General features: G+C 48.7%; 17 protein-coding genes and 3 tRNA genes. 12 read left to right on the top strand and 8 right to left on the bottom strand.

Annotated elements, in window-relative coordinates:
* Positions 1 to 69: 69 nt before the first annotated feature.
* The 3 genes from JYB87_RS06645 to JYB87_RS06635 all read right to left on the bottom strand — a co-directional run bounded on the left by JYB87_RS06645 (position 70) and on the right by JYB87_RS06635 (position 373).
* A tRNA-His gene (locus JYB87_RS06645) sits at positions 70 to 145 on the bottom strand.
* 7 nt (positions 146 to 152) lie between these two features.
* Positions 153 to 229: transfer RNA gene (locus JYB87_RS06640), tRNA-Arg, on the bottom strand.
* Between the two features lie 67 nt (positions 230 to 296).
* Positions 297 to 373, bottom strand: a tRNA-Pro gene (locus JYB87_RS06635).
* Positions 374 to 669: 296 nt separating this feature from the next.
* Here JYB87_RS06635 and folD point away from each other — a divergent pair.
* Positions 670 to 1,524 (top strand): bifunctional methylenetetrahydrofolate dehydrogenase/methenyltetrahydrofolate cyclohydrolase FolD, encoded by an 855-nt coding sequence (folD, locus tag JYB87_RS06630; RefSeq protein WP_207356092.1) that lies wholly within the window; start codon positions 670 to 672, stop codon positions 1,522 to 1,524.
* Positions 1,525 to 1,605: 81 nt separating this feature from the next.
* Here the strand turns inward: folD and cysS are convergent, their stop codons facing one another.
* Positions 1,606 to 2,985 (bottom strand): cysteine--tRNA ligase, encoded by a 1,380-nt coding sequence (cysS, locus tag JYB87_RS06625; protein ID WP_207356091.1) that lies wholly within the window; start codon positions 2,983 to 2,985, stop codon positions 1,606 to 1,608.
* Between the two features lie 144 nt (positions 2,986 to 3,129).
* On the opposite strand from cysS, the gene JYB87_RS06620 reads away from it, so the two are divergent.
* Positions 3,130 to 3,624, top strand: a complete 495-nt coding sequence (locus tag JYB87_RS06620; RefSeq protein WP_207356090.1) for a peptidylprolyl isomerase — start codon at positions 3,130 to 3,132, stop codon at positions 3,622 to 3,624.
* 6 nt (positions 3,625 to 3,630) lie between these two features.
* Positions 3,631 to 4,344: a UDP-2,3-diacylglucosamine diphosphatase gene (locus JYB87_RS06615; RefSeq protein WP_207356089.1), complete on the top strand. Its 714-nt coding sequence runs from the start codon at positions 3,631 to 3,633 to the stop codon at positions 4,342 to 4,344.
* 36 nt (positions 4,345 to 4,380) lie between these two features.
* Here JYB87_RS06615 and miaE read toward each other — a convergent pair whose 3' ends face one another.
* The 4 genes from miaE to JYB87_RS06595 all read right to left on the bottom strand — a co-directional run bounded on the left by miaE (position 4,381) and on the right by JYB87_RS06595 (position 9,642).
* Positions 4,381 to 5,154 carry a tRNA isopentenyl-2-thiomethyl-A-37 hydroxylase MiaE gene (miaE, locus tag JYB87_RS06610; RefSeq protein WP_207356088.1) on the bottom strand — a complete coding sequence of 258 codons (774 nt, stop codon included), beginning with the start codon at positions 5,152 to 5,154 and terminating at the stop codon, positions 4,381 to 4,383.
* 127 nt (positions 5,155 to 5,281) lie between these two features.
* Entirely contained in the window at positions 5,282 to 6,952 is a 1,671-nt protein-coding gene (glnS, locus tag JYB87_RS06605; RefSeq protein ID WP_207356087.1) for a glutamine--tRNA ligase, read from the bottom strand.
* A gap of 160 nt (positions 6,953 to 7,112) precedes the next feature.
* Positions 7,113 to 9,410, bottom strand: coding sequence for a Fe(2+) transporter permease subunit FeoB (gene feoB, locus JYB87_RS06600; protein WP_207356086.1), 2,298 nt, complete (start codon positions 9,408 to 9,410; stop codon positions 7,113 to 7,115).
* Positions 9,403 to 9,642 (bottom strand): FeoA family protein, encoded by a 240-nt coding sequence (locus JYB87_RS06595; protein ID WP_207356085.1) that lies wholly within the window; start codon positions 9,640 to 9,642, stop codon positions 9,403 to 9,405. The genes feoB and JYB87_RS06595 overlap by 8 nt, the downstream gene beginning before the upstream one ends.
* A 559-nt stretch (positions 9,643 to 10,201) precedes the next feature.
* On the opposite strand from JYB87_RS06595, the gene JYB87_RS06590 reads away from it, so the two are divergent.
* From JYB87_RS06590 to JYB87_RS06550, 9 genes are all read left to right on the top strand, one after another.
* Positions 10,202 to 12,382 carry an OmcA/MtrC family decaheme c-type cytochrome gene (locus tag JYB87_RS06590; RefSeq protein WP_207356084.1) on the top strand — a complete coding sequence of 727 codons (2,181 nt, stop codon included), beginning with the start codon at positions 10,202 to 10,204 and terminating at the stop codon, positions 12,380 to 12,382.
* Positions 12,383 to 12,658: 276 nt separating this feature from the next.
* Complete coding sequence (locus tag JYB87_RS06585) at positions 12,659 to 14,650, top strand: OmcA/MtrC family decaheme c-type cytochrome (protein ID WP_207356083.1); 1,992 nt, start codon at positions 12,659 to 12,661, stop codon at positions 14,648 to 14,650.
* A 67-nt stretch (positions 14,651 to 14,717) separates the two neighbouring features.
* A complete protein-coding gene (locus tag JYB87_RS06580) occupies positions 14,718 to 15,704 on the top strand; it encodes a DmsE family decaheme c-type cytochrome (RefSeq protein ID WP_207356082.1) in 987 nt (328 codons plus the stop codon).
* A gap of 12 nt (positions 15,705 to 15,716) precedes the next feature.
* Positions 15,717 to 17,792: an MtrB/PioB family decaheme-associated outer membrane protein gene (locus tag JYB87_RS06575; RefSeq protein ID WP_207356081.1), complete on the top strand. Its 2,076-nt coding sequence runs from the start codon at positions 15,717 to 15,719 to the stop codon at positions 17,790 to 17,792.
* 418 nt (positions 17,793 to 18,210) lie between these two features.
* Positions 18,211 to 18,828 (top strand): hypothetical protein, encoded by a 618-nt coding sequence (locus JYB87_RS06570; RefSeq protein ID WP_207356080.1) that lies wholly within the window; start codon positions 18,211 to 18,213, stop codon positions 18,826 to 18,828.
* A 13-nt stretch (positions 18,829 to 18,841) separates the two neighbouring features.
* Positions 18,842 to 19,438 (top strand): uracil-DNA glycosylase family protein, encoded by a 597-nt coding sequence (locus JYB87_RS06565; protein ID WP_207356079.1) that lies wholly within the window; start codon positions 18,842 to 18,844, stop codon positions 19,436 to 19,438.
* Between the two features lie 19 nt (positions 19,439 to 19,457).
* Positions 19,458 to 20,603 (top strand): sugar diacid recognition domain-containing protein, encoded by a 1,146-nt coding sequence (locus JYB87_RS06560; protein ID WP_207356078.1) that lies wholly within the window; start codon positions 19,458 to 19,460, stop codon positions 20,601 to 20,603.
* A gap of 173 nt (positions 20,604 to 20,776) precedes the next feature.
* On the top strand, positions 20,777 to 22,135 hold the full coding sequence (locus JYB87_RS06555) for a GntP family permease (protein WP_207356077.1): 1,359 nt from the start codon (positions 20,777 to 20,779) through the stop codon (positions 22,133 to 22,135).
* 49 nt (positions 22,136 to 22,184) lie between these two features.
* Positions 22,185 to 23,339, top strand: coding sequence for a glycerate kinase (locus JYB87_RS06550; protein ID WP_207356076.1), 1,155 nt, complete (start codon positions 22,185 to 22,187; stop codon positions 23,337 to 23,339).
* Positions 23,340 to 23,387 lie beyond the last annotated feature (48 nt).

The raw sequence follows: 23,387 nt of genomic DNA, 5'->3' as shown, positions 1-23,387 counted from the left end.
TCGAGCCACAATGGCCGATTAAAGAGACAAAAAAAGCGACTCTAGGTCGCTTTTTTTGATTTTGAATAATGGGGTGACTGATGGGGCTCGAACCCACGACAACTGGAATCACAATCCAGGGCTCTACCAACTGAGCTACAATCACCATAATTTGGTACGCCCGGCAGGATTCGAACCTGCGACCATCCGCTTAGAAGGCGGATGCTCTATCCAACTGAGCTACGGGCGCATGGGCGGCAACATCATGTTGCATCCTGATCGGTACTGACAATGTTATAGCACACTGCCCTTGAATTTGGTCGGTGATAAAGGATTCGAACCTTTGACCCTCTGGTCCCAAACCAGATGCGCTACCGGGCTGCGCTAATCACCGAATATGTGCTTGAGGATGGGGTTAACACTCAACAACTTGTCTATGCTAACTATCAGTTTGGTATTTGATTTGGTGGTCAAAACCGTCTACTGCTCAAGAACGGAGCGCATGTTAGCGATTCAGTTTCACTGCGTCAACGATTTTTTTGAGCAAGCTAATTAGCTGCCGAAATTTAGCGCGGCAAACGGGAAATTCTGTGTTCTGGCGCACCTTTCATCATGACACTGTGCCCCTCGGCTGCTAAAATATCGCCGCTTTATAGAACATCGCGCCATAACAAAGGAAACCCTACACCCATGACTGCCCAACTAATTGATGGCAAAGCGATAGCGCAATCCATTCGGCAAGAATTAAAACAAAAAGTGGCACAACGCCAAGCGGCGGGCCAACGCATTCCAGGTCTTGCCGTCATTCTGGTAGGAAGTGACCCAGCTTCTCAAGTGTATGTTGGAAGCAAACGTAAAGCCTGTGAAGAAGTGGGCTTTTTGTCGCGTTCTTACGATTTACCGAGTGAAACCAGCGAAGAAGAACTACTTAATCTTATAGACTCACTTAACCAAGATGGCAGTATTGATGGCATTTTGGTGCAGCTGCCACTGCCTGAACATATCGACGACGCCAAAGTGATTGAGCGTATACAACCTGATAAAGACGTCGATGGTTTTCATCCATATAACGTTGGCCGTTTAGCACAACGTATTCCGGTACTACGCTCATGCACGCCGATGGGCATTATGACCCTGATCAAGTCGACGGGTGTTAAAACACACGGTCTAGATGCTGTGGTTGTGGGCGCTTCCAATATCGTCGGCCGCCCAATGACGTTGGAGTTGTTATTGGCAGGTTGCACCACCACCACGTGCCACCGATTTACTCAAGGTTTGCAGCAAAAAGTCTCACAAGCAGATCTTGTTGTGGTTGCAGTAGGTAAACCGGGCTTCATTCCTGGTGAGTGGATTAAACCGGGTGCAGTAGTGATTGACGTAGGCATCAACCGTTTGGCCGATGGCCGTCTGGTGGGTGACGTTGAGTTTGCCGCGGCTGCCGAACGCGCCAGCTTTATTACGCCAGTTCCGGGTGGTGTGGGACCGATGACCATTGCCAGCCTATTAGAAAACACCCTGTTTGCTGCTGAGCAATATCACGATTAGTTGCGACTCGCACGACATAGCAAAAAGCCGACTTAACGTCGGCTTTTTCATGTGCACAATAGGCTTGACTCGCTAGAAAGCTTACTTCTTACGCCACGTGGTACCGTTGGCACCATCTTCCAGCACAATGCCGAGTTCGTTCAAACGATCTCGGGCTTTATCCGCGGCAGGCCAATCTTTTTCGGCGCGAGCGCGGTTACGCTCAACAATCAAGGCTTCGATTTCTGCCACTTCATCGTCATTACTTTCACCTTGAAAGAAGGCTTCTGGCGTTGAAGATAAAATGCCGAGTACATCAGCCAGTTGTTTCATGGAGACCGCTAATGCAGATGCCGCTGCAATATCAGAACCTTTCAAGCGGTTGATTTCACGCACCATATCAAACAGTACCGAAAAGGCTTCAGGCGTGTTGAAATCATCGTCCATCGCGGTCTTAAAGCGCTCAATGTATTCACTAGCTTCTGCCGGAGCAACGCTCAAATCGAGATCTTTCAGCGCTGTGTACATCCGCTCTAAAGACGCGCGCGCTTGTTTGAGGTTGTCTTCTGAGTAGTTCAGTTGGCTACGATAGTGCCCCGACAGTAAGAAGTAACGCACCGTTTCGGCATCATAATGCGCCAACACGTCACGAATCGTGAAGAAGTTACCCAGCGACTTAGACATCTTCTCCTTGTCGACCATCACCATACCGGTGTGCATCCAGTAGTTCACATACTTGGTGTCATGGGCACAACAGGATTGAGCGATTTCGTTTTCATGGTGTGGGAACATCAGATCAGAACCGCCGCCATGAATATCAAAATGGGCACCTAAGTGTTTGCTGTTCATCGCAGAACATTCGATGTGCCAGCCAGGACGACCTGCGCCCCAAGGTGAATCCCATGTAGGCTCACCCGGTTTGGACATTTTCCACAGCACAAAATCCATCGGATTACGTTTAGCTTGGTCAACTTCGACACGAGCACCGGCTTGCAACTGCTCTAAGTCTTGCCCTGACAGACGGCCATACTCTTTGAACGACTCAACACTGAACAGCACATCGCCATCATCGGCAACATAGGCGTGACCACGTTCAATCAGTTGCTCAACCATCTCGATGATTTCACCAATGTGCAGAGTCGCACGAGGTTCAAAATCCGGACGCTGCATATTTAATGCGTCAAAGTCGGCATGCATTTCGCCGATTAGGCGTTCCGTTAATGCTTCACAGCTTTCGCCATTTTCATTGGCACGCTTGATGATTTTGTCATCAACGTCGGTGATATTACGCAAAAAGTTAACGTCGTAACCTGCGTAACGCAGATAGCGTACAATCATGTCGAACGACACAAAGGTCCTGCCATGCCCGATATGACACAAGTCATATATGGTGACGCCACAGACGTACATCCCCACTTTTCCCGGTACTATCGGTGTAAATTCCTCTTTTTGGCGGCTCAGACTGTTGTAGATCTTCAACATCGAATTTTCTCTTGTACTCTTATAAACATGGCTTGAAACTGGCTGAAGAGTTTAGCATCGCACCTAGCTCTTGAATACTGCCCTTTCGCCCCATTAACGGATAAGTTAGAATCCGCCCACGAATTTAGCTCAAAGGTACTACTTATGATCACTTTGCACACCAACCACGGCGACATCAAGCTGGCGTTAGACACTGAAAAAGCACCAGAAACTGCAGCAAACTTTTTGCAATACGCCGAAGAGGGCTTCTACAACGGTACTATTTTCCACCGTGTGATTGATGGTTTCATGATCCAAGGTGGCGGCTTTACTAAAGATATGCAACAAAAGCCAACCAACACACCGGTTAAGAACGAAGCAAACAACGGTCTGAGCAACAAAGTGGGTGCGATTGCGATGGCACGTACTCAAGACCCGCATTCAGCAACTGCGCAATTCTTCATCAACGTGAACAACAACACCTTCTTGGACTTCAAAAGCGAGTCAATTCAAGGTTGGGGTTACTGCGTGTTCGGTGAAGTGGTTGAAGGCATGGACGTAGTCAACAAGATCAAAGACGTTGCGACTGGCAACCGTGGTATGCATCAAGATGTACCATTGGAAGCAGTAGTGATTGAGAAAGTGAGCATCAGCGAATAAGTCTGCATGCAAACTTTGTTCATCGGCGATCTGCATTTAAGTGCAGATCGTCCCGATATTACCCTCGCCTTCAGCCAGTTTCTCGATAATCTTGCACAGGTAGACGCACTCTATATTTTGGGCGATCTATTTGAAGTGTGGGTTGGCGATGATCTTGCCGAGCCGTTTGCACTGGCTATCGCAGAGAAGTTACGGCGAATCAGCCAACAAATTCCCATCTACTTCACCCACGGCAATCGCGACTTTCTGCTTGGTAAACGCTATGCCAAACAGGCTGGCATGACGCTTCTTCCTGAAGTGTTTACCACCGAAATTTATCAGCAGCGCTGCGTGATTCTGCATGGCGACAGCCTGTGTACCCTCGACCATGACTATCAGAAATTCCGCCGTTTTCGTAACAACCCGCTCGTCCGCTTGGGCTTTAAATGCCTCACGAAAACTAAACGATTAAAGATAGCGGCCAAACTGCGCGCAGATAGCAAGCAACAAAACCAGATTAAAAGCTATGAGATTATGGATGTTGCCCCTGCCGCAGTGCTGGAATTAATGCTGCAACAGCGGGCCGATTTGATGATCCACGGCCACACACATCGCCCTGCGATTCATCATTTAGCCGAGAAGCAAACTCGCGCAGTGGTCGGTGATTGGTATGAACAAGGCAGCGTATTAAAACTCACGCCCGCTGGTCTCGAATTACAAACGCTACCTTTTTCTAACTAACAAGCATGGTTCGGGCTGCTCGCAGTAAGCAAGCACTTACGCCGATAACGGCACACCACTGTGAAAGCGGAATTCACTATCTGGCGCTTGAATCAAAGCCGCTTCTCGATCCACTAAAAACGCCACTCGCTCGCTAATATCATTCCCAGCTATCGCTTCGGCAAGCACCAAGTAATCTTGATAATGGCGCGCTTCTGAGCGCAGCAACGACACATAAAACCGCCCCAGTTCATCATCTAAATGTGGCGCTAACTTAGCAAAGCGCTCGCAGGAACGGGCTTCAATTAAGGCGCCAATAATCAACTTATCAATCAAGGTGTCAGGTTCGTGCGTGGTAACGTGACGCATCAAACCTTTGGCATAACGCCCTGCATGCAGATTTGAATAAGGGATCTGCCGCGCCAGCATCAACTCCAGTACCTGCTCAAAATGGTGAAACTCCTCTTTGATAAGGCGGACCATTTTGGCAATGAGATCGTCGCCATGAGCAAACTCTTTCTTTGCAACAAGCTGCGCGGCTAATTCGTTCTTACGACTATCGCGTGCCATAAAGGCTGTAACATCGCGGTCGCGATGATAAACGAATTCCTCATAAGGTTTGGCCCACTCGAGCAGTAACTGGCCACTATCGGCATCAACAGCATATTTACGGATCAGAAACATCGCCGTTTGTGCGGCCTTGAGCTCGCAATTGCAGTGATCAATCAGTAGCAAGGATAAACGCTCAGGCTTGATGGCTTCGGCAATCCAGCTATCTGGCGTTTCGCAGCCAAGAAATGCGCGCACGGGCGCTAACAGTTGTTGGTACATAAAGAATTAGATATCACGGAAAAATCTGGCGCAAATTCTAACAATCGAGCCCTGCACTGCCTAGTGTCGATTTAGCGCAGAAACAACAAAGGCGCCGAATGGCGCCTTTGATTTGAACTGTTGTAGCTTAAGCAAACGAATCACGCAGTGCCACAGTGCGGTTAAACACTAGCGCTTCTGGCGTTGAATCTTTGCAATCGGCACAGAAGTAACCTTCACGCTCAAACTGATAGGCTTGGCTTGACTCAGCGCTCACCAAACCTGGCTCAACAAAACCATGCTCAACCACCAAAGAGTCTGGATTGAGGACTTCATCTACCGTTTCAGCGGCAGCTGGGTTTGCATCGATAAACAAGCGATCGTACAAGCGGAATTCCGCCGGCTTGGCTTGAGTTTGTTCAACCCAGTGAATAACCCCTTTAACTTTACGACCATCACTTGGGTTTTTGCCCAAGGTTTCTGGATCGTAGCTGCAATAAACCGCGGTAACATTACCTTCAGCGTCTTTATCACAGCGCTCAGCTTTGATCACATATGCGTTACGTAAGCGCACCTCTTTACCGAGCACTAAGCGCTTGTATTGCTTGTTGGCTTCTTCACGGAAATCCGCTTGGTCGATATAAATTTCACGGCCAAATGGCAATACGCGTTCACCTAGCTCTTCTTTGTTTGGATGTGCCGGTGCAGTCAACTGCTCTAATTGACCTTCTGGGTAGTTTTCGATAATCAGTTTCAGCGGTTTAATCACCGCCATTGCGCGTGGCGCATTATCGTTCAATTCATCACGAATACAGGCTTCCAACATCCCGATTTCGATAAGATTGTCCTGTTTGGTCACACCAATGCGGTCACAAAATTCACGCATTGCTGATGGGGTGTAACCACGACGACGCAGGCCAGCAATGGTTGGCATACGTGGGTCATCCCAACCACTCACTAACTTACGCACCACTAAGTCATTCAGCTTGCGCTTGGACATCAGTGTGTATTCAAGATTCAGGCGTGAAAACTCATACTGACGGGTACGATTGGGTTTGTTGAAATCATCCAGATGATCCAACACCCAGTCATACAGGCGGCGGTTATCTTGGAATTCCAGCGTACAAATACTGTGAGTAATATCTTCCAGCGCATCCGAAATACAGTGGGTAAAGTCGTACATCGGATAGATGCACCACTTGTCACCGGTTTGGTGGTGATGGGCAAACTTGATGCGATAGATCACTGGGTCTCGCATACACATGAATGGCGACGCCATGTCGATTTTAGCGCGCAGTGAACACTCGCCTTCTTTGAACTCACCGGCACGCATTTTTTCAAACAATGCCAAGTTTTCTGCAACACTAGTGTCGCGGTATGGGCTGTTTTTGCCCGGTGCTTTTAGCGTGCCACGATATTCGCGGGTTTGTTCGCCGTTAAGAAAACACACATAGGCTAAGCCCTTGTTGATCAACTCAATGGCATAACCGTACAGCTTGTCAAAATAGTCTGACGAGTAGTGAACATCACCACTCCATTTGAAGCCGAGCCACTGAACGTCTTCTTTAATCGAGTTGACGTAATCAATGTTTTCTTTTTCAGGGTTGGTATCGTCAAAGCGTAAGTTACACTGTCCCTGGTAGTCACGAGCAATACCGAAATTCAAGCAAATTGACTTTGCGTGACCGATATGGAGGTAGCCGTTTGGCTCTGGCGGAAAACGGGTGTGCACGCTGGTGTGCTTACCGCTAGCCAAATCCTCATCAATGATATTGCGAATGAAGTTACTCGGACGAACTTCAGTGTCCACCTGACTCATGTATTTCCTCTTTGCGAACCGTGCAAGCTTGATAAAACGGGCATGACGATCATCATGCCCGCTGTTAATCCTTGTAGGATAAGAATTGGTGCGTAAGCCGTCAACGGCTCAGGAAAAGAAAAGCAGCCCTATCGGCTGCTTTTCGTGCATAACGTAACGTTTATTGACCGGTAATCACTTTAATGCCGGGAATGATCTCTTGTGACTGTTTGCCTTTACGCTTTAGCCATTGATAAAAGACAGCTAATGCGATGCCGAAGCCACCGATCCAACAGGATGACGTCACTGGATGTTGGCTAAATGTCGCCGCTTGGTAAACCACAGTACTAGAGCCGTAGGCCAGTGCAAATGTCCAACTTGCAGCGAATGACGCCCAGCGCGAGCCAAACTCGTTTACCAGCGCGCCCATGGCAGCAACACATGGTGTATACAGCAAAATAAACAGCAGGTAACAGAACGCTGACAGCTGACTTGGGAAACCCTGTTGCAACGCGCTAAAGGTTGATTCGCTAACGCCCTGCTCTTCAGCTGCGATGTTCAAATCTTCCACATGCCCTACTGACAATGACAAAGGATCATCCGGTGCAATACCCAGTAAGTTTTGCGGAATCGTCTGTAAAGCTTCAGTTAGGCTGTCAGACAAAGGCGTTAACTCTGCATCTGCTGCAGCTGGCGTGCTATATAGGCTGTTCAACGTGCCAACTACCGCTTCCTTGGCAAACAAACCGGTAATAATCCCCACGGTTGCTGGCCAGTTTTCCTGCTGAATGCCCATTGGCGCAAATAGCGGCGTCACTTTTTGACTGCCAACACTCAACAGTGATTCTTGACTATCTTCATGGCCAAATGAGCCATCAGTACCAATCGCGTTAATAAAGTTCAGCAAGGTCACCACAATCACAATGGTTTTACCGGCGCCGAGAATAAAGCTCTTAGTACGTTTACCGGTACGCGAGGCAACGGCACGCCATTTAGGCAATTCGTAAGTGGGCAATTCCATCACAACCGCACTGCTATTGCCCGGCAAAATGGTCTTACGCAGCATAAAGCCGGTGCCAATCGCCGCCACAATTCCCAGCAGATACAACATAAATACTAGGTTTTGGCCTGAGTTAGGGAAAAATGCCGCTGCGAACAGCGCATACACAGGTAAGCGGGCACCACAAGACATAAATGGCGCCATCATGCCGGTCACAATCCGTTCGCGCTGACTGCCCAAGGTTCGAGTTGCCATAATCGCCGGCACCGAACAGCCAAAGCCCACAATCATCGGCACAAAGGCTTTACCCGGCAAGCCAATACGACGCATCAGGCCATCGACCACAAACGCGGCGCGCGCCATGTAACCTGAACCTTCCAACACAGATAAGGCTAAAAACAGCGCCATGATCACCGGAATGAAGGTACAGACGGTTTGGATACCTTGCCCCATACCACCCGCTACTAAGGTAACTAGCCAGTCGGGTGAGCCGATGTTTGCAAGCCAAGCACCTAAGTGGTCAACAAACAAAGCGCCGGCAGCAATATCAAAGAAGTCGATAAAGGCGCTGCCAACGTTAATGGCAAACATAAACATCAGGTACATGACACCCAGGAAAATCGGCACCCCTAAAATCGGATGCAGTACCACTTGGTCTAGTCGGTCACTGAATGTTGGTAATTCGTCTTGCTGTACTGCTTGAGCAAACACTTGCTCCACAAAGTTAAAGCGTGTGGTAGCTGCAACAAGTTCAATATCTTGGCCTTTGATTGACAACGCTTGGGCACATTGATCAACGTACTGATCATGTACGCCGCGCTCACAGCTGACGCAGCCAATGCCATTGGCCAGCATCGCTAATGCGCGTCCACGATTTGCCGCATGTTGGTTCGAGATCAGTTGCTCAATACTGCGCTCAACCTCTGGACCGTAATCCAACAGTAATGGGTCACCTGACACACTGCCTTCCAGAAAACGCACCACTAAGGCTTTAACTTTCTCAACGTCTTGACTGTCGCGAGAAGTCACCGCAATAACAGGGCAACCTAGCGCGTCAGCCATCGCTTCTGTATCGATTCGTACCCCGCGTTTCGCCGCCGCATCAATTTTATTGAGCACTACCACCATCGGGATGCCCAACTCACGCAACTGAACGGTCAAAAACAGGTGACGTTCAATATTGGTAGCATCCACCATGTTGATGATGCCGTCGGTGTGTTGGTTGGCGAGATATTGCTGGGCAATTTGCTCATCAAGCGAGCAATCACAATCTTTACCCGCAGGCAGGATGTCATAAATGCCGGGTAAGTCGGTGAGATAAACATCGGTATCATTTATGGTGAACAGGCCGGTTTTCTTTTCAACCGTAACCCCTGCCCAGTTACCCACTTGCTGATTTGAGCCGGTCAGCGCATTAAATAAGGTTGATTTACCAGCGTTAGGATTACCTACGGTGACGCAATGAAACTGCTTAGTCATTCGTCCTCTCCACATCGATGATTTTGGCTAACTCTTGGCGCACACACAGTTTACTGCCACGAATATCAAGCTCTAGGCCACTGCCTAACGGCGCTCTGCGAATAAGCGAAAATCGAGTATTGGGTGTGATTCCGAGTGACAGCAATTTGCGCTTAACAGATGAGGGAAGATCTAATTGGCCAACATCACAGATAATGGCGCGATCGCCTGGCTTCAATTCATTTAACTTCATGCTACCTACCATCTCTATTGTCACCCGCCTGCTACAAAATCGCGTTGAGAACTGCCGAGGAAGTAAACGGTGAAACAGTGTAAACGAGAATAGTTTTCAATTGTGTTCTGTATTATGGGACAAAAATCAACGGGAATAAACAGCGCTTGCTAAATAAAACCTAAAATATCTCAAGTTTGTGTGTTGGGTTCAAAATTCGATTAACGACTGGTCTGAAAGGCTAACAATCGGCGTGATATTTTAGCGCAAAAAAGGCTGCTTTTATGCAGCAAAAGCGCGTCATTGTTTGCTTGAGTCAACCAACCCATTTAACCCTTGAGCACAGTGAAATTTGACTATCTCACTGTTCAAAAAACAACTTTGCAAAAGCTAGCTTAGGTCAATAAGTTACTTATCTCTTTTTTAATAGTCAGATCTTAATCACATAAAGTAGCTAAATTGACTGATTAAAAGTGAGCTATTGGATAGCCTAATATTTGGATAACTAAATTCCACACACTGGTCATGTCTATCGACACTCTTCTACCAGTGATGAATACAAAATTTTGCAGGGAAAACTATGATGAAACGGTTTAAGTTCAATATCGCTAGCAAAGCGTTGTTGGGAGCCGGAATACTGACTCTCACCCTTGCTGGTTGCGGAAGCGATGGCGAGGATGGTCAAGATGGTATCAGTGGTGAACCAGGATTAACGACCATTAGTCTTGATCAGGCAACCACCCTCAAGGCCACAGTTTCTGAGGCAACGGTTAGCGAAGGTACCGTAACGGTTAAATTCTCACTCGCAAACGCCAACGGTGTTGCGGTGACAGGCCTAACCAATGCCAATGACATCCGCTTTGGTATTGCGCAACTGACCCATGTTGAAGATGCAGCAACTGATGATTCAGCAAATGGCTTCGACCATGGCTATCAATGGTTGTCATATATCAATAGCGAGCGCGCACCAAGCAACCCGCCAGCCGATGTTGCAGGATTAAACCCGCACACCATGTTCCAAGCTAACGTTGAAGCCGCATCAGCATGTGCGACCTGTTTAGTTGATCAAGGTAACGGCCAATACAGCTACACCTTCCAACAAAATATTGCCAATGTTACTGCTCCCGTTGCCGTGGCATATGATGCCAACGACACGCAACGTGTGTCGATTGAACTGCGTGCAACAAGTTCATTAGTGGTTAACGCACACTACGACTGGCAGCCATCCAGCGGCCAAACTGCCGGTATTCAAACACGCGATGTAGTATCTATCGACGCCTGTTACACCTGTCACCAGCCAGACAGTTTAAAACTGCATGGCGGTCGTCGTCTGGATATCGAAAACTGTGTGGTTTGCCATACCTCAACTTCTGGTGATCCAGAATCAGGTAATAGCATCGACTTCACTTACATGATCCACGCTATTCATCGCGGTGAAGAACGCCACACTTATGATGCTGACGGCAATCAAGTGGCTGAACCCTACAAAATTGTCGGCTATGGCGGCAGCGTACATGACTACGCCAATGTTGCTTTCCCGCGGAATCCAGCAGCGGACTGTTCCGTGTGTCACGTTGAAGGCAACAGTGCGCCAGCAGATGCGGCCTTGTTTACAGCAGAGAAAAGCAATACTGCCTGTATCGCTTGTCACTCAGAAAAGCCATCTTCACACCACAGCAGCACCGACTGTATGTCTTGCCACAACGCTGATGCACCTTATAGCGGCACAGGTAGCGCAGTTAAGCGTCACGGTGATGTATTGAAAGCCTATGCTGAAGCACAAGCATTAAGCGTAGCGGTTTCAAATATTGCAGCGACCGAAGACGGCCACATTAGCTTCAACGTTCAAGTGTTGGACAAAGACGGCAATCCAGTTGAGCAAAGCATGGTCAGCCAATCAAGCCGTATGGTTGTAGCATGGGATGTCGATAAAGACTTCCCAGCTTATGCAGATGCATCTTACAGCCAACGCCGTATCGCGCTGAGTGCTGGCACCTATGACGAAGCGACTCGTACATATACATTGACTGGCTCTAGCTTCACCCTGCCAGCGGATGCTCAAGGTAAGACCTTCGAAATCTGGTCAACCCTGCAAGCCTGTTTCAATAATGGCGGTTATGGGGTTACCGATATCGCGCTAACAGCCTGTGACGACACGACCCGTGCGATTTATATCCAACAAAGCCCATATCAGTTTGTGTGGGGTGAATCAGCACCCGATTTGACCGCAAGCGTTGCTGAACGTCGCAACATCATCGATGGCGCCAAATGCCAAGGCTGTCACGGCGAAGTGATTCATCACTACACCAACGATGTGAACTGTGGTACTTGCCATACACCAGATAAAACTCTGAGCAACGACAGTAGCTATCCAGGTGGCCGCAAACCAACCAGCTTCGCCTTTAAAGCGCACCATCGCGAAGGTCACGAGCTGAACTACTACGGTATGCAATCAGGCACTGTGGTCAAAGCAGACTGTATGACTTGTCACACTAACGACGGTATTCAATTGGGCCGCGCGACTGACCGCGTATGGCGCTTTGGTGATTTGACTGACGGCCATGATATCTGGGTTTCTTCAGATGCTGGTGCCTGTTTATCTTGCCACCAACCATACCTGACAGAAGCAGCTCGCAGCCACATTGAAACCAATGGTGGCATCATCGATGGCGCTAGCATTGATGATGTTAAACAACGTGCAGCAGAAACGTGCAAAACCTGTCACAGCGTTTCGCAACTGCTTGAAGTACACGGTAACTAATGGACGTTAGTTGAGGCGCCGGGAACAGTTTGATGTTTCCAGCGCCTTCAGCTTAACAGCGGGAATAAATGAAAGTCCCTAATTTACGGCAACGCAAATGAGGGATGGCCTTTTAAAACAGTACTCAAGTTACGCCATGCCATCGGTAAGGAATAACGACTGAGAACTGCAAGTTTTAAGAGGCTTGTTTTCCAGCATAAGTTGATAGCGCATCTTAACAATAAGTTCGACTTTCGCTTTTCGCTATCAACTAAGTGCACAATATTGCAGGGAAAAATGATGAACGCACTAAAATCAAAATATGCAAGATGGTTCGCTACCAGCGCTCTGTCACTTGCGTTAGCCGGTTGCGGCGGCAGTGATGGTACTGATGGCGCCGACGGCAACGCAGGCAACCCAGGCGGCGCCCCCGCGATGACGATCGACAGTATGAATGTCACCTTCTATGAAGAATCCATCACCGATGGTGTCGCCAGCGTCCGCTTCTTGGTAACGAACCAAGACGACGAAGCCATTGTAGGTCTGCAACAAATTCGTTTTTACGCGCTGCAATTGGCGCCGAAAGGTGCTTTAGGTGTCGGCGATGCTTCAGCATGGCAGTATCTGGTTGATGAAACCTGTACCGTAAGCGGTAGCTGCCCAGGCACCTTTGAAGATAAGAAAAACGGGGTTTACACCTATACGTTTGCCACTAAACTGACCGACACTGCAGCAACCCGCGCCACGTTCAATCCTGAACTGGCACAACGCTTTATGCTGCGTCTGTACAGTTCGCCACTGCCGGATGGCACTGCAGTACCTAACACAAACGCGTTAGTCGACTTCACCACTGATGGCAACACTCCAAGCTACTCACGCAAAATTGTTGCGACAGAAAGCTGTAACAACTGTCACGGTGATGTCAGTACTGCGCAACACCACGGTGGCTATAACGATGTAAACTTCTGCGCTAGCTGCCACACACTAGGTCGTGTAAGTGAAGGCAAGCAATTCAGCATGTTGATTCACGATGTGCATTTCAACACCACCGATGCTGGCGAAATCGAACCCGCATTTGAAAGTGATGCGCTGAAATCTTGTAACAGTTGCCACACCAATGCCGGTGACGCAACACCTGATTGGAACAACTGGGCGCAAGTACCAACGGCTCAAGCCTGTGGTAGCTGCCATAACGATATCGACTTCGCCACTGGCGTTGGCCATACCGTACAACAAGACAACTCAAGCTGCGTAGCTTGTCACACTGCAGAGTGGACGGAAGAAGTTCACAGTGAAGCTATCACCCATAAGCGTGCGGTGATTGATACTCGCGGTATGCAAGTCAGCGTGACCGGCCATGACGACAACACTGCCACTATCAGCATTAATCTGCTGGACGGTGAAGGAAATGTGCTGGATTTGGCCGCTGAATTGCCAAAAATTAAGCGTCTTGAAACCATCACTAACGTGGGACCTAACTTCCCAGTAATGGGTTACTTACCTAGTCCAGGTACAGGTGCGGCTCACCTTTCGCAAGACTTTGTCTCCAACAACGTACTGCAAGACGGCATCACCATTGACGGTAACACTCTGAGCTTTGTTACCCCAGCGTTGCCATTTGGCGCAGGTGATACTGATACAGCCTTTACCTTCGTTGGTTTAGAAATGTGCTCCGCGGCAGATCAAGTGGTTAACTGCGCGGCCGATTCTGCAACCACCAGCATGAAAGCGGCGCTTGCGTTCGGCACTAAATCAGGTGCAGCACCATCACACCGCCATACCGATTCAGTGAATTACGGTGCGTGTCAACAATGTCACGGTGACACCTTCTCACTGCACAAGGGCTATCACGCTGGTTTTGTGATGAGCGAGCAATTGGCACGTAATAACGTGGTTGGCTTAGATGGCTGTGTGGCTTGTCATACGCCAGACGGCACTTACTCTGGCGGCGCAATGCGTGGCGCGTTTGAAATGAAACTGCACGTTGTTCACAACGAAGTGGGCGTCATCACCGAATGTACCCAATGCCACAGTTCATTCAATCTTGATGCATTTGACAAGAAAGGTGCGTTGGCGACTTCAGCGGGTGCTTATACCACACCGGTGACCGCAGTATGTACTTCTTGCCACACATTAGGGTCTGAAGGACTGCACAGCCAACAAACCTTGGAAAGTTATGGTGCAGTAGTTAATGGTGACTACAACGCTGCTAACCAAGCAGCACAGTCAGAAACCTGTTTCTACTGTCATAAACCAACTGCTGCAGATCATACCCAAGTGAATATGTAATTTGCCCGAACGGCAGGGTGTAATGCCCTGCCTGCTTTCCAGTTTGGACAAATCAAGGATGCCAATGATGAAAACAAAACAAAAATTACGCTCTGTACTGAACACTGTGGTGCTCACCGCAGTGATGTCACTGAGCCTGTCGCAAATCGCACACGCGGCGAAATGGGACGAAAAAATGAAGCCTGCTGAAGTAGAAGCAGCGCTCGACAAAAAGTTTGAAGAAGGTAACTACTCACCTAAAGGTGCAGATACCTGTTTGATGTGCCATAAGCGTAATGAAAAAGTGATGGCTATTTTCCAAGGCGTTCACGGTGCAATTACCTCCAGTAAAAGCCCAATGGCGGGTTTGCAATGTGAAGCTTGCCACGGCCCACAAGGTAAACACAAAGGCGCTAATGAGCCGATGATCACCTTTGGTAAAGATTCAACGCTACCTGCTGAAAAGCAAAATTCCGTGTGTATGAGCTGTCACCAAGATGATAAGCGCATGAACTGGGAAAGCAGCCACCACGCGGGTGCTGATCTAGCTTGTGCGTCTTGTCACTCCATTCACGCTGCAAATGACCCAATTCTGTCAAAAGAAACTGAAACTGAAGTGTGTACGAGCTGCCATACCAAGCAAAAAGCAGACATGAATAAACGTTCTTCACATCCGCTGAAATGGAACCAAATGACCTGTACTGATTGCCATAATCCACATGGCACCAATGCAGACGCTGATTTGGTAAAGCCAACCATCAATGAAACCTGCTACAGCTGTCACGCTGAAAAACGTGGTCCAAAATTGTGGGAACACGCGCCAGTAACAGATAATTGCGCCAACTGCCACAACCCACATGGCACCACAAACGATGCCATGCTGAAAATCCGCGCGCCACAACTGTGTCAACAATGTCACGCTGGCGAAGGCCATACCGGTGCAGCTTATTTGGGTAACACCAGTGTCGGTGGCATGGTCAATGGTTCAGCCTTTACTGGTGGCCAGAGCTGTATGAACTGTCATAGTCAGGTTCACGGTTCTAATCATCCATCAGGCAAGCTGCTGCAGCGCTAAGGAGACAGCGAGATGAAATTCAAACTTAATGTGATTACTATCGCGCTGCTGGCAAATGCAAGCATGGCGATGGCTGCCGACGGTTTCAATTTGGCCAACGCCAAGACCGATAGCATCAAATTTAACAACTGGAAATGCAGTGCCTGTAAAGTTGAAGCAGGTACCGAAGGCAGTGTGACTTTTGGTATTGGATACGCCGATGATGGTGATGACCTCCACTCAGCCAATGCGCTCGACACTGAAAATGAAATTGCCAGCAAAGTCAGTGCCGAAGTCACTCACATTGGTGAAAGTGGCTATCGTTTGACGGTTAATGCCCGCGATTTAGGCATGGATAGTGGTAGTGCTTCTATTAGCGCGAGAAAACCAGGTAAATACAACGTCACCGCTGGCCTGCGTCAAATTGCAACCTATGGAAGCGATGCTGGTCGAACCCCGTTTGAGCGTGACGGTGAATATTTGAGCTTAGCCAGTGATTGGATCAACGCGGGTAACAACGCCGATTTAACCGGTGTCACAACCTATCCCGTTGACCTTTCATTGCAGCGCAAGCGTTATTCAATTGGTGCTGAATACACGTCAGATAGCCTGTTCACCACCTATATGAACTATCTACGTGAAGACAAAACCGGCACAAAAAAAACCACAGGTGTGATTTTCAACCAAGCAACAATGTTGCCACAAGATGTTGATTACACAACTGACATTCTTGAAGCGGGTGTAAAACTGAGTGGCGATCATTGGTTTAGCGCACTGAGTTACAGCGGCTCACGTTTCAGCAATAACAACGATAGCCTAGGTTACGACAACCCATTTGGTGTGACCGCAGGTCAAACGGCTGCTTATCTGGCTGAAGATCCTGATAACCAAGCGCACACTGTGTCACTCAGCGGTGTTTACACCAATGCCGGAGCCTCAGTGTCTGGCCGCGTGTTGGTTGGTCGCATGACGCAAGATGATGACCTATTAACAACAGGTTACAGCTACAACCTACCGGCGGAATCGATCGATGCACAGGTGGATATTCTTGGTGCAGACATTAAAGCCGCTAAACATTTTGGCCCCGTCAAAGTCGTGGCGAGTTATGACTATTACGACCGTGACAACAAAACCGATGTTGAACAGTGGACTCAAATCAGCATCAGCAATGTGACAGGTCAAGCCGCCTATAACACCCCGTTTGACAGCACAACTCAGAAAGCCAAATTGGATGCGGATTACCGCATTGCTTCTGGCATCAAGTTAAACGCGGGCTATGACTTTGAACGTGAAGAACGCAGCTATGAAGACCGTGAAACCACAGATGAAAACACCCTGTGGGCTCGTTTCACGCTGAACAATTTTGCCCATTGGAATATGTGGGTAAAAGGCAGCTATGGCGAGCGTGATGGTTCAAACTATCAAGCATCGCGTTACACCTCGTCAGAATCAAATGCACTGCTGCGTAAGTTCTACATGGCGAATCGTAACCGCAGTATGGTGGAAATGCATATCTCGCATACCCCTAACGATAAAGTCACTATCGATGTGGGCGGTCGTTATGCCTACGATGATTACGACAAGACCGACATCGGGCTAACCGAATCTCGTGATGCTAGTTTTGATGCGAACGTGAACTATCAAGCTACCAAAGATCTGAACTTCAACCTGTTCTACAACCATCAGTTGATTAAGTCAGAATTGAATGGCAGCAGCGCAATGGCCACTCCAGACTGGTACAGCCATGTTGAAGATACCTTTGATGTGGTGGGCTTTGGTGCGTACTACGATAACCTGCTGGAAAAGAAACTGCGTTTAGGGGTTGATTACACCTACTCAGATTCTGATTCAACCACCCAAGTGCGCCAAGCATTGAGTGGTGACTACGGCGCTTATTACGCTAAACAAACAGCGCTGGATCTGTATGCTAATTACCAAGCCACCGAGAAAGTTGCGGTTCGCCTCGATTATCGTATGCAAAAATATGAAGATAACGACGCCAGCAATGATCTCGATATTAACAGCATCTGGAACGTCGTTAGTCTAGGCAATACCGACCATGACTACACGGCACACCTGATCATGCTAAGCGTTAATTACAAACTGTAATCAATGCGCTGACTTGCATCGTTTTTACTGATAAAACCCGCCTAGCGCGGGTTTTGTTTTGCCTAAAATATGCACTAGATCACCTTTATCTCTCTGAATTAAAAAGTTTCTATATTTTGCTTGTGTTCCTTGTCTTAAGCCCATACACTCACTTCAACGTTGCAATTTTGTTAATTTTGTAATAGTCCAATTTCAGCTATTACCGATATGATTTGATTAACCACAATAATTAGATTGATGATTTGTTAATCAATTCTGAGCAAGCACCCTATTCCATTACCTTGTGATACTTCGGCGGAGGGATCCGCCCATTTTTTTGCTGCGAATTAACGCAAGCCACATTTTCTCGCTAATCTGCTTGCATGGAGCTGGCGATTAAGCCAAGGTAATTTCATCTCAGCTTTATTTCTCAATACTCATGAAATCCAATCTGTTAATCGTTACCATCTTTGTTGCCATTGCAGCCGCATTCATATCCTTTACTCACAATATTGATGCTCAACGTGTGGGCATGTTGCCTGCAATCTACATCACCCTCGTCTTAGGTGGCTTTACCCTATGCAATTTACCACTGCAAGCGCTGTTTTATTTTAATGGCCAGTATCAACATCGACGTATCGTCGATACCCAAGTGGTCATTGGTGTATGTGTTAGTTTGCTTGGTGTAATCGTGGCAATGACGGACTACCAGTCTGTGGCTTATTTGACGTTTTATCTGGGGGCCATTGTGATTGGCGTAGCGCTGGCAATTCTGCCATTTTGGCTTAAGCAATCTGCCAAAGCCGCTAGCAAGTACGCCCAAGTCGTTTTGTTGTTGAGTGGGGTAATCTATGGCGCGATTTCACTACTCTGGTGGCCTGTGGCGCTGTTTGCTGCAGCGACAGCACTGACAGCACTGACAGCACTGACAGCCAGCGTACAAAAAACATCACCGCATCCATTGGTCAAATTCGGCGCGGGGGTGTTGTTTATCGCCGCACTACTTTGGTCTGGATACCACTGTTTGACGTTATGGCAGCAGCTATCCCAAAGCTAATACGAGGCAACTCATGGCAAATGCCTGTTTAGCCATCACCAGCGAAATCGCCAATTGCCACCTGTGTGAGCCACACTTACCCTTGGGCGCAAAACCCATCCTACAAGCCAACAGCGAAGCGCGGATCCTAATTGCAGGTCAAGCCCCTGGGGCTGTGACCCACCAGCGTGGTAGACCATTTGACGATGCCAGCGGCGATAGATTACGTCGTTGGCTCAATGTCGACCACAATACCTTTTATAATCCATCGTTATTCGCCATCATTCCAATGGGGGTTTGCTATCCCGGCAAAGCTAATGGTGGGGACGCTGCGCCACGCCCTGAGTGTGCTGCCACATGGCGCAAACCGCTACTCGACAGCTTGGCCAATATTCAACTCTGCTTGCTGTTAGGGCGTTACGCTATTGAATGGCACCTTGCTGGCCACCCGCTTGCAAAAGCCCCCATTGCAACACTCACCGCACAATGGCCGACATTGTGGCCTAAGATGATGGTGTTGCCGCACCCTAGCCCACGCAATAATCGTTGGTTAGCGCAGCATCCCCAATTTGAAGCCGAACAATTACCGCGATTACAACAACGTATTGCTGAAATACTGCAAGCTAGCTAAGTGATGACCGGAGCCAAACATGTATTTTCTTGATGCCACCATTGCACAACAAATTGTCGACCGCACCATGCGGATTATTAAGCACAATATCAATGTGATGAATAGTCAGGGCATTATTCTTGGCTCGGGCGATAAAAGCCGCATTAACACGGTGCATGAAGGTGCTCTGTTAGCAATCAGCCAAAATCGCGCAGTAAATATAGACAGTGGCAGCCTACAGAGTTTGCAAGGCGTCAAAGCCGGGGTCAATTTGCCGCTGCATTACCACGGCCAAATTATCGGAGTCGTCGGCATCACGGGCGAACCATCAGCACTCGGCCATTACGGCGAACTGCTAAAAATGACCGCGGAAATGATGGTCGAGCAAGCCAATTCCATGGAGCTTGAACAATGGCATAAACGCCAGCGCGAAGAGTTTATTGTGCAATTGCTTAGACAGGATGGCGAGCTGCCGGACAGCATGTTGGCTTGGGCAAAACAATTGGATATTGATTTGACCTTACCGCGAGTGGCGGCAGTTATTGAACTCAGCAGAGCCCCCAATGCACAGACCACGCTGAAAGATATTCAGATGCTACTCGAGTATCCGCAGCGTAATAATTTGGTCGCCATGACCGCCATGGACCAACTGGTCATCCTTAAACCTGCATTCCTCGATGGCAAACGTTGGGATCCACAGTTAGAAGATCAACGAATTGAAAAGCTATTGGTGCGCTTACCCGCCGATACCAAAGGTCGACTTAAAATCGCCTTAGGCCATTATTTTGCTGGTGCAGGCGGCTTGCAGCGCTCCTATCAAACCGCATGTGAAACCTTGAAGCTCGGCAAACAAGCCGAGCCTGAGCAAACCAAATACCTTTATCAACAACATGCGCTGTCAGTATTACTCTCAGGCCTAAGCCATGATTGGCGCGGTCAAGAACTGGCAATGCCCTTTATGAAGCTGCAACAGCAGGATCGTCGTGGTGTTTTGGTCAAAACGCTTCGGGTGTACTTGCAACACTTTGGCGACCAACAACACTGTGCCGATGCGCTTTATATTCACCGCAATACCTTACGCTACCGCTTGGAAAAAATTGCCGAAATTAGCGGCATTGATATCGCATCCTTAGATGGCCTGCTACAGCTGTATCTTGGCGATATGCTCAGTCGTTTGGACAACTAATGCATTTGTGCATACATACAAAAATCAGCGTATAAAAGCGCTAATTTCGGTTATGTTTTATAAAGCTAAACACGATTTGCCTCGCTCATAATGGCTACGTTGATTGATTGCTACATCAACGTAACAAAACGCCAATAAAACACACCCAATAACAAAAAATTTAGGGGACACACATGAGCCTGGTATTGATTCTACTAGGGGTAATCATCTTCATCGTGATTGCCACATCAAAACTAAAGTTACATCCATTTTTAACGCTGTTGCTGGCATCGTTTATCGGTGCATTCGCCTTTGGCTTACCCGCCAAAGATATCGCTAAAACCATCAGTACGGGGTTTGGTGGCATTTTGGGATATATCGGTTTAGTGATCGTATTGGGGACGATCATCGGTACTATTCTCGAAAAAAGCGGCGCAGCAATCACCATGGCGGATACGGTTATCAAATTGATTGGTAAACGTTTTCCGACCTTAACCATGTCGATTATCGGCTACATAGTGTCAATTCCGGTGTTCTGTGATTCCGGCTTTGTCATTCTTAACAGTTTGAAACAATCGATGGCCAATCGCATGAAGGTTTCCAGTGTTGCCATGAGTGTGGCGTTGGCGACTGGTCTTTATGCAACTCACACCTTCGTGCCACCAACCCCTGGGCCCATTGCTGCAGCAGGTAACCTTGGCTTAGAGTCGAGCCTGGGGCTCGTGATTGCTGTGGGCTTACTGGTGTCGGCGGTAGCGGCACTGGCAGGTCTGCTGTGGGCAAATCGCTTTATGCAGGATGAACCAAACGGCGAAGGCGCTGAAGAGTTGGTGCAGCAAGCCGAAGCGTTCGACAAAATGAAGGCAAGTTATGGCAAGTTGCCCAGTGCAACCGCCTCATTTGCACCTATTTTTGTACCTATCCTGCTGATCTGCTTAGGTTCGATTGCAAACTTCCCCGCCAAACCATTTGGGGTTGATGGTTTCTACAGTGTGTTGAATTTCCTCGGTCAACCGCTTAATGCGTTGGTGGTGGGTTTAGCGCTGTCACTGCTACTGCTGAAGCCTGAAAACCGTCTCAAAGAGTTTAGCAATCGCATTTCTGATGGCTTGTTAGCCGCAGCTCCTATTTTGCTGATCACCGGTGCTGGCGGTGCTTTTGGTGCCGTGATCAAAGCAACCCCGATTGGCCAATATCTGGGCGCAACCTTGTCTGCATTGGGGATCGGCATTTTTATGCCGTTCATCGTGGCTGCCGCGCTTAAATCGGCCCAAGGTTCATCTACTGTAGCGCTGGTGACCACCTCCGCAATGGTTGCACCTATGCTGGGGGATATCGGTTTAGGTTCAGAAATGGGTCACGTACTCACCGTGATGGCAATCGGGGCGGGGGCAATGACAGTGTCGCATGCGAACGACAGCTTCTTCTGGGTGGTCACTCAGTTTAGCCGCATGAGTGTTGCACAAGCGTATCGTGCGCAAACCATGGCAACGGCGATTCAAGGGATTGTAACGATCGTGTTTGTCTGGTTCCTCAGTTTGATTTTGCTTTAATGCCTTTGAAGCCGCTGCGTGCGGCTTCATGTTGTAACAGGACTCTTGCATGAAAATAGTAATCGCACCGGATTCATTTAAGGAAAGTTTGACGGCGCTAGAAGTGGCGGAGCAGATTGCTGCCGCATTTGCCCAGCATCTGCCTGATGCTGAATTTGTCAAAGTGCCGGTCGCTGATGGTGGCGAAGGCACGGTACAATCAATGGTGGATGCGACAGGCGGTCATATCATTCATAAATCCGTGACCGGGCCTATGGGCACGCCCGTCAATGCTCATTACGGCATTTTAGGCGCTGATTCGCCCTTTGGTGATAACACCGCAGTGATTGAGATGGCGGCGGCGTCGGGGTTGCATTACGTGCCAGCCTCAAGCCGCAATCCGTTGATCAGCTCTACTTATGGTACAGGTGAATTGATTTGCGATGCATTGGATCGCGGTATTCGGCAGATCATCTTAGGGCTTGGTGGCAGTGCCACCAACGATGGTGGTGCCGGTATGATCCAAGCGTTGGGTTTGCGTTTGCTCGATGACGAAGGCAATGCACTCCCAGTCGGGGGCGCTGCGTTAGCCAAGTTGCAGCAGATTGATGCCAGCAACGCGCATCCCGCACTTAGTCAATGCCAGTTTGATGTTGCTTGCGACGTTGACAATCCACTTTGTGGCGAGCGTGGCGCCTCAGCCATCTTTGGCCCACAAAAAGGCGCAACGGCAGCCATGGTGACGCAATTGGATGCTGCTTTGGCTCACTTTGCCGATATTGCCTTGAGCCAAGGCTATCGCGATGCACGGCTGACGGCCGGTGCAGGCGCAGCAGGTGGCATGGGCTTTGGCGTGATGACGTTCCTCAACGGTAAGCTACGTCCTGGCGTCGATATTGTGATGCAAGCGGTTGGGCTGGCAGAAAAAATCTCGGGGGCAGACTTGGTCATCACTGGCGAAGGCCGCATCGATGGTCAAACCGTGTTTGGTAAAACCCCGATGGGGGTGCTGCGAGTGGCCAAACAGCAACAGGTACCAGTGATTGGCATCGCCGGCTGTTTAGGCGACGGTGCCGAGCAAATGTTGGCACAAGGGATGACGGCCATCTTTGATATCATTCCGGCTGCCTCAGATCTGTCGCTCGCACTGGCAAATGCTAAGCCGAATCTATATCGCGCCGCCAGTAACATTGCCGCGGTGTGGTGTTTAGGCAAACGTCAGTAATATCGTTTAGACATTCGTCTAATGTTCAATAAGGGCTGGCGTTTCCAG

The sequence above is a fragment of the Shewanella avicenniae genome (genome assembly GCF_017354945.1).
GTDB classification, from domain to species: domain Bacteria; phylum Pseudomonadota; class Gammaproteobacteria; order Enterobacterales; family Shewanellaceae; genus Shewanella; species Shewanella avicenniae.
Note: the sequence above shows the minus strand (reverse complement) of the source record. Positions and strands in the feature narration are given on the sequence as shown.

What these genes read in the sequence shown, in the direction of transcription:
- folD (WP_207356092.1), top strand. Translation starts at nt 670, where the DNA reads ATGACTGCCCAACTAATTGATGGCAAAGCGATAGCGCAATCCATTCGG.
- cysS (WP_207356091.1), bottom strand. Translation starts at nt 2,985, where the DNA reads ATGTTGAAGATCTACAACAGTCTGAGCCGCCAAAAAGAGGAATTTACA.
- JYB87_RS06620 (WP_207356090.1), top strand. Translation starts at nt 3,130, where the DNA reads ATGATCACTTTGCACACCAACCACGGCGACATCAAGCTGGCGTTAGAC.
- JYB87_RS06615 (WP_207356089.1), top strand. Translation starts at nt 3,631, where the DNA reads ATGCAAACTTTGTTCATCGGCGATCTGCATTTAAGTGCAGATCGTCCC.
- miaE (WP_207356088.1), bottom strand. Translation starts at nt 5,154, where the DNA reads ATGTACCAACAACTGTTAGCGCCCGTGCGCGCATTTCTTGGCTGCGAA.
- glnS (WP_207356087.1), bottom strand. Translation starts at nt 6,952, where the DNA reads ATGAGTCAGGTGGACACTGAAGTTCGTCCGAGTAACTTCATTCGCAAT.
- feoB (WP_207356086.1), bottom strand. Translation starts at nt 9,410, where the DNA reads ATGACTAAGCAGTTTCATTGCGTCACCGTAGGTAATCCTAACGCTGGT.
- JYB87_RS06595 (WP_207356085.1), bottom strand. Translation starts at nt 9,642, where the DNA reads ATGAAGTTAAATGAATTGAAGCCAGGCGATCGCGCCATTATCTGTGAT.
- JYB87_RS06590 (WP_207356084.1), top strand. Translation starts at nt 10,202, where the DNA reads ATGATGAAACGGTTTAAGTTCAATATCGCTAGCAAAGCGTTGTTGGGA.
- JYB87_RS06585 (WP_207356083.1), top strand. Translation starts at nt 12,659, where the DNA reads ATGATGAACGCACTAAAATCAAAATATGCAAGATGGTTCGCTACCAGC.
- JYB87_RS06580 (WP_207356082.1), top strand. Translation starts at nt 14,718, where the DNA reads ATGAAAACAAAACAAAAATTACGCTCTGTACTGAACACTGTGGTGCTC.
- JYB87_RS06575 (WP_207356081.1), top strand. Translation starts at nt 15,717, where the DNA reads ATGAAATTCAAACTTAATGTGATTACTATCGCGCTGCTGGCAAATGCA.
- JYB87_RS06570 (WP_207356080.1), top strand. Translation starts at nt 18,211, where the DNA reads ATGAAATCCAATCTGTTAATCGTTACCATCTTTGTTGCCATTGCAGCC.
- JYB87_RS06565 (WP_207356079.1), top strand. Translation starts at nt 18,842, where the DNA reads ATGGCAAATGCCTGTTTAGCCATCACCAGCGAAATCGCCAATTGCCAC.
- JYB87_RS06560 (WP_207356078.1), top strand. Translation starts at nt 19,458, where the DNA reads ATGTATTTTCTTGATGCCACCATTGCACAACAAATTGTCGACCGCACC.
- JYB87_RS06555 (WP_207356077.1), top strand. Translation starts at nt 20,777, where the DNA reads ATGAGCCTGGTATTGATTCTACTAGGGGTAATCATCTTCATCGTGATT.
- JYB87_RS06550 (WP_207356076.1), top strand. Translation starts at nt 22,185, where the DNA reads ATGAAAATAGTAATCGCACCGGATTCATTTAAGGAAAGTTTGACGGCG.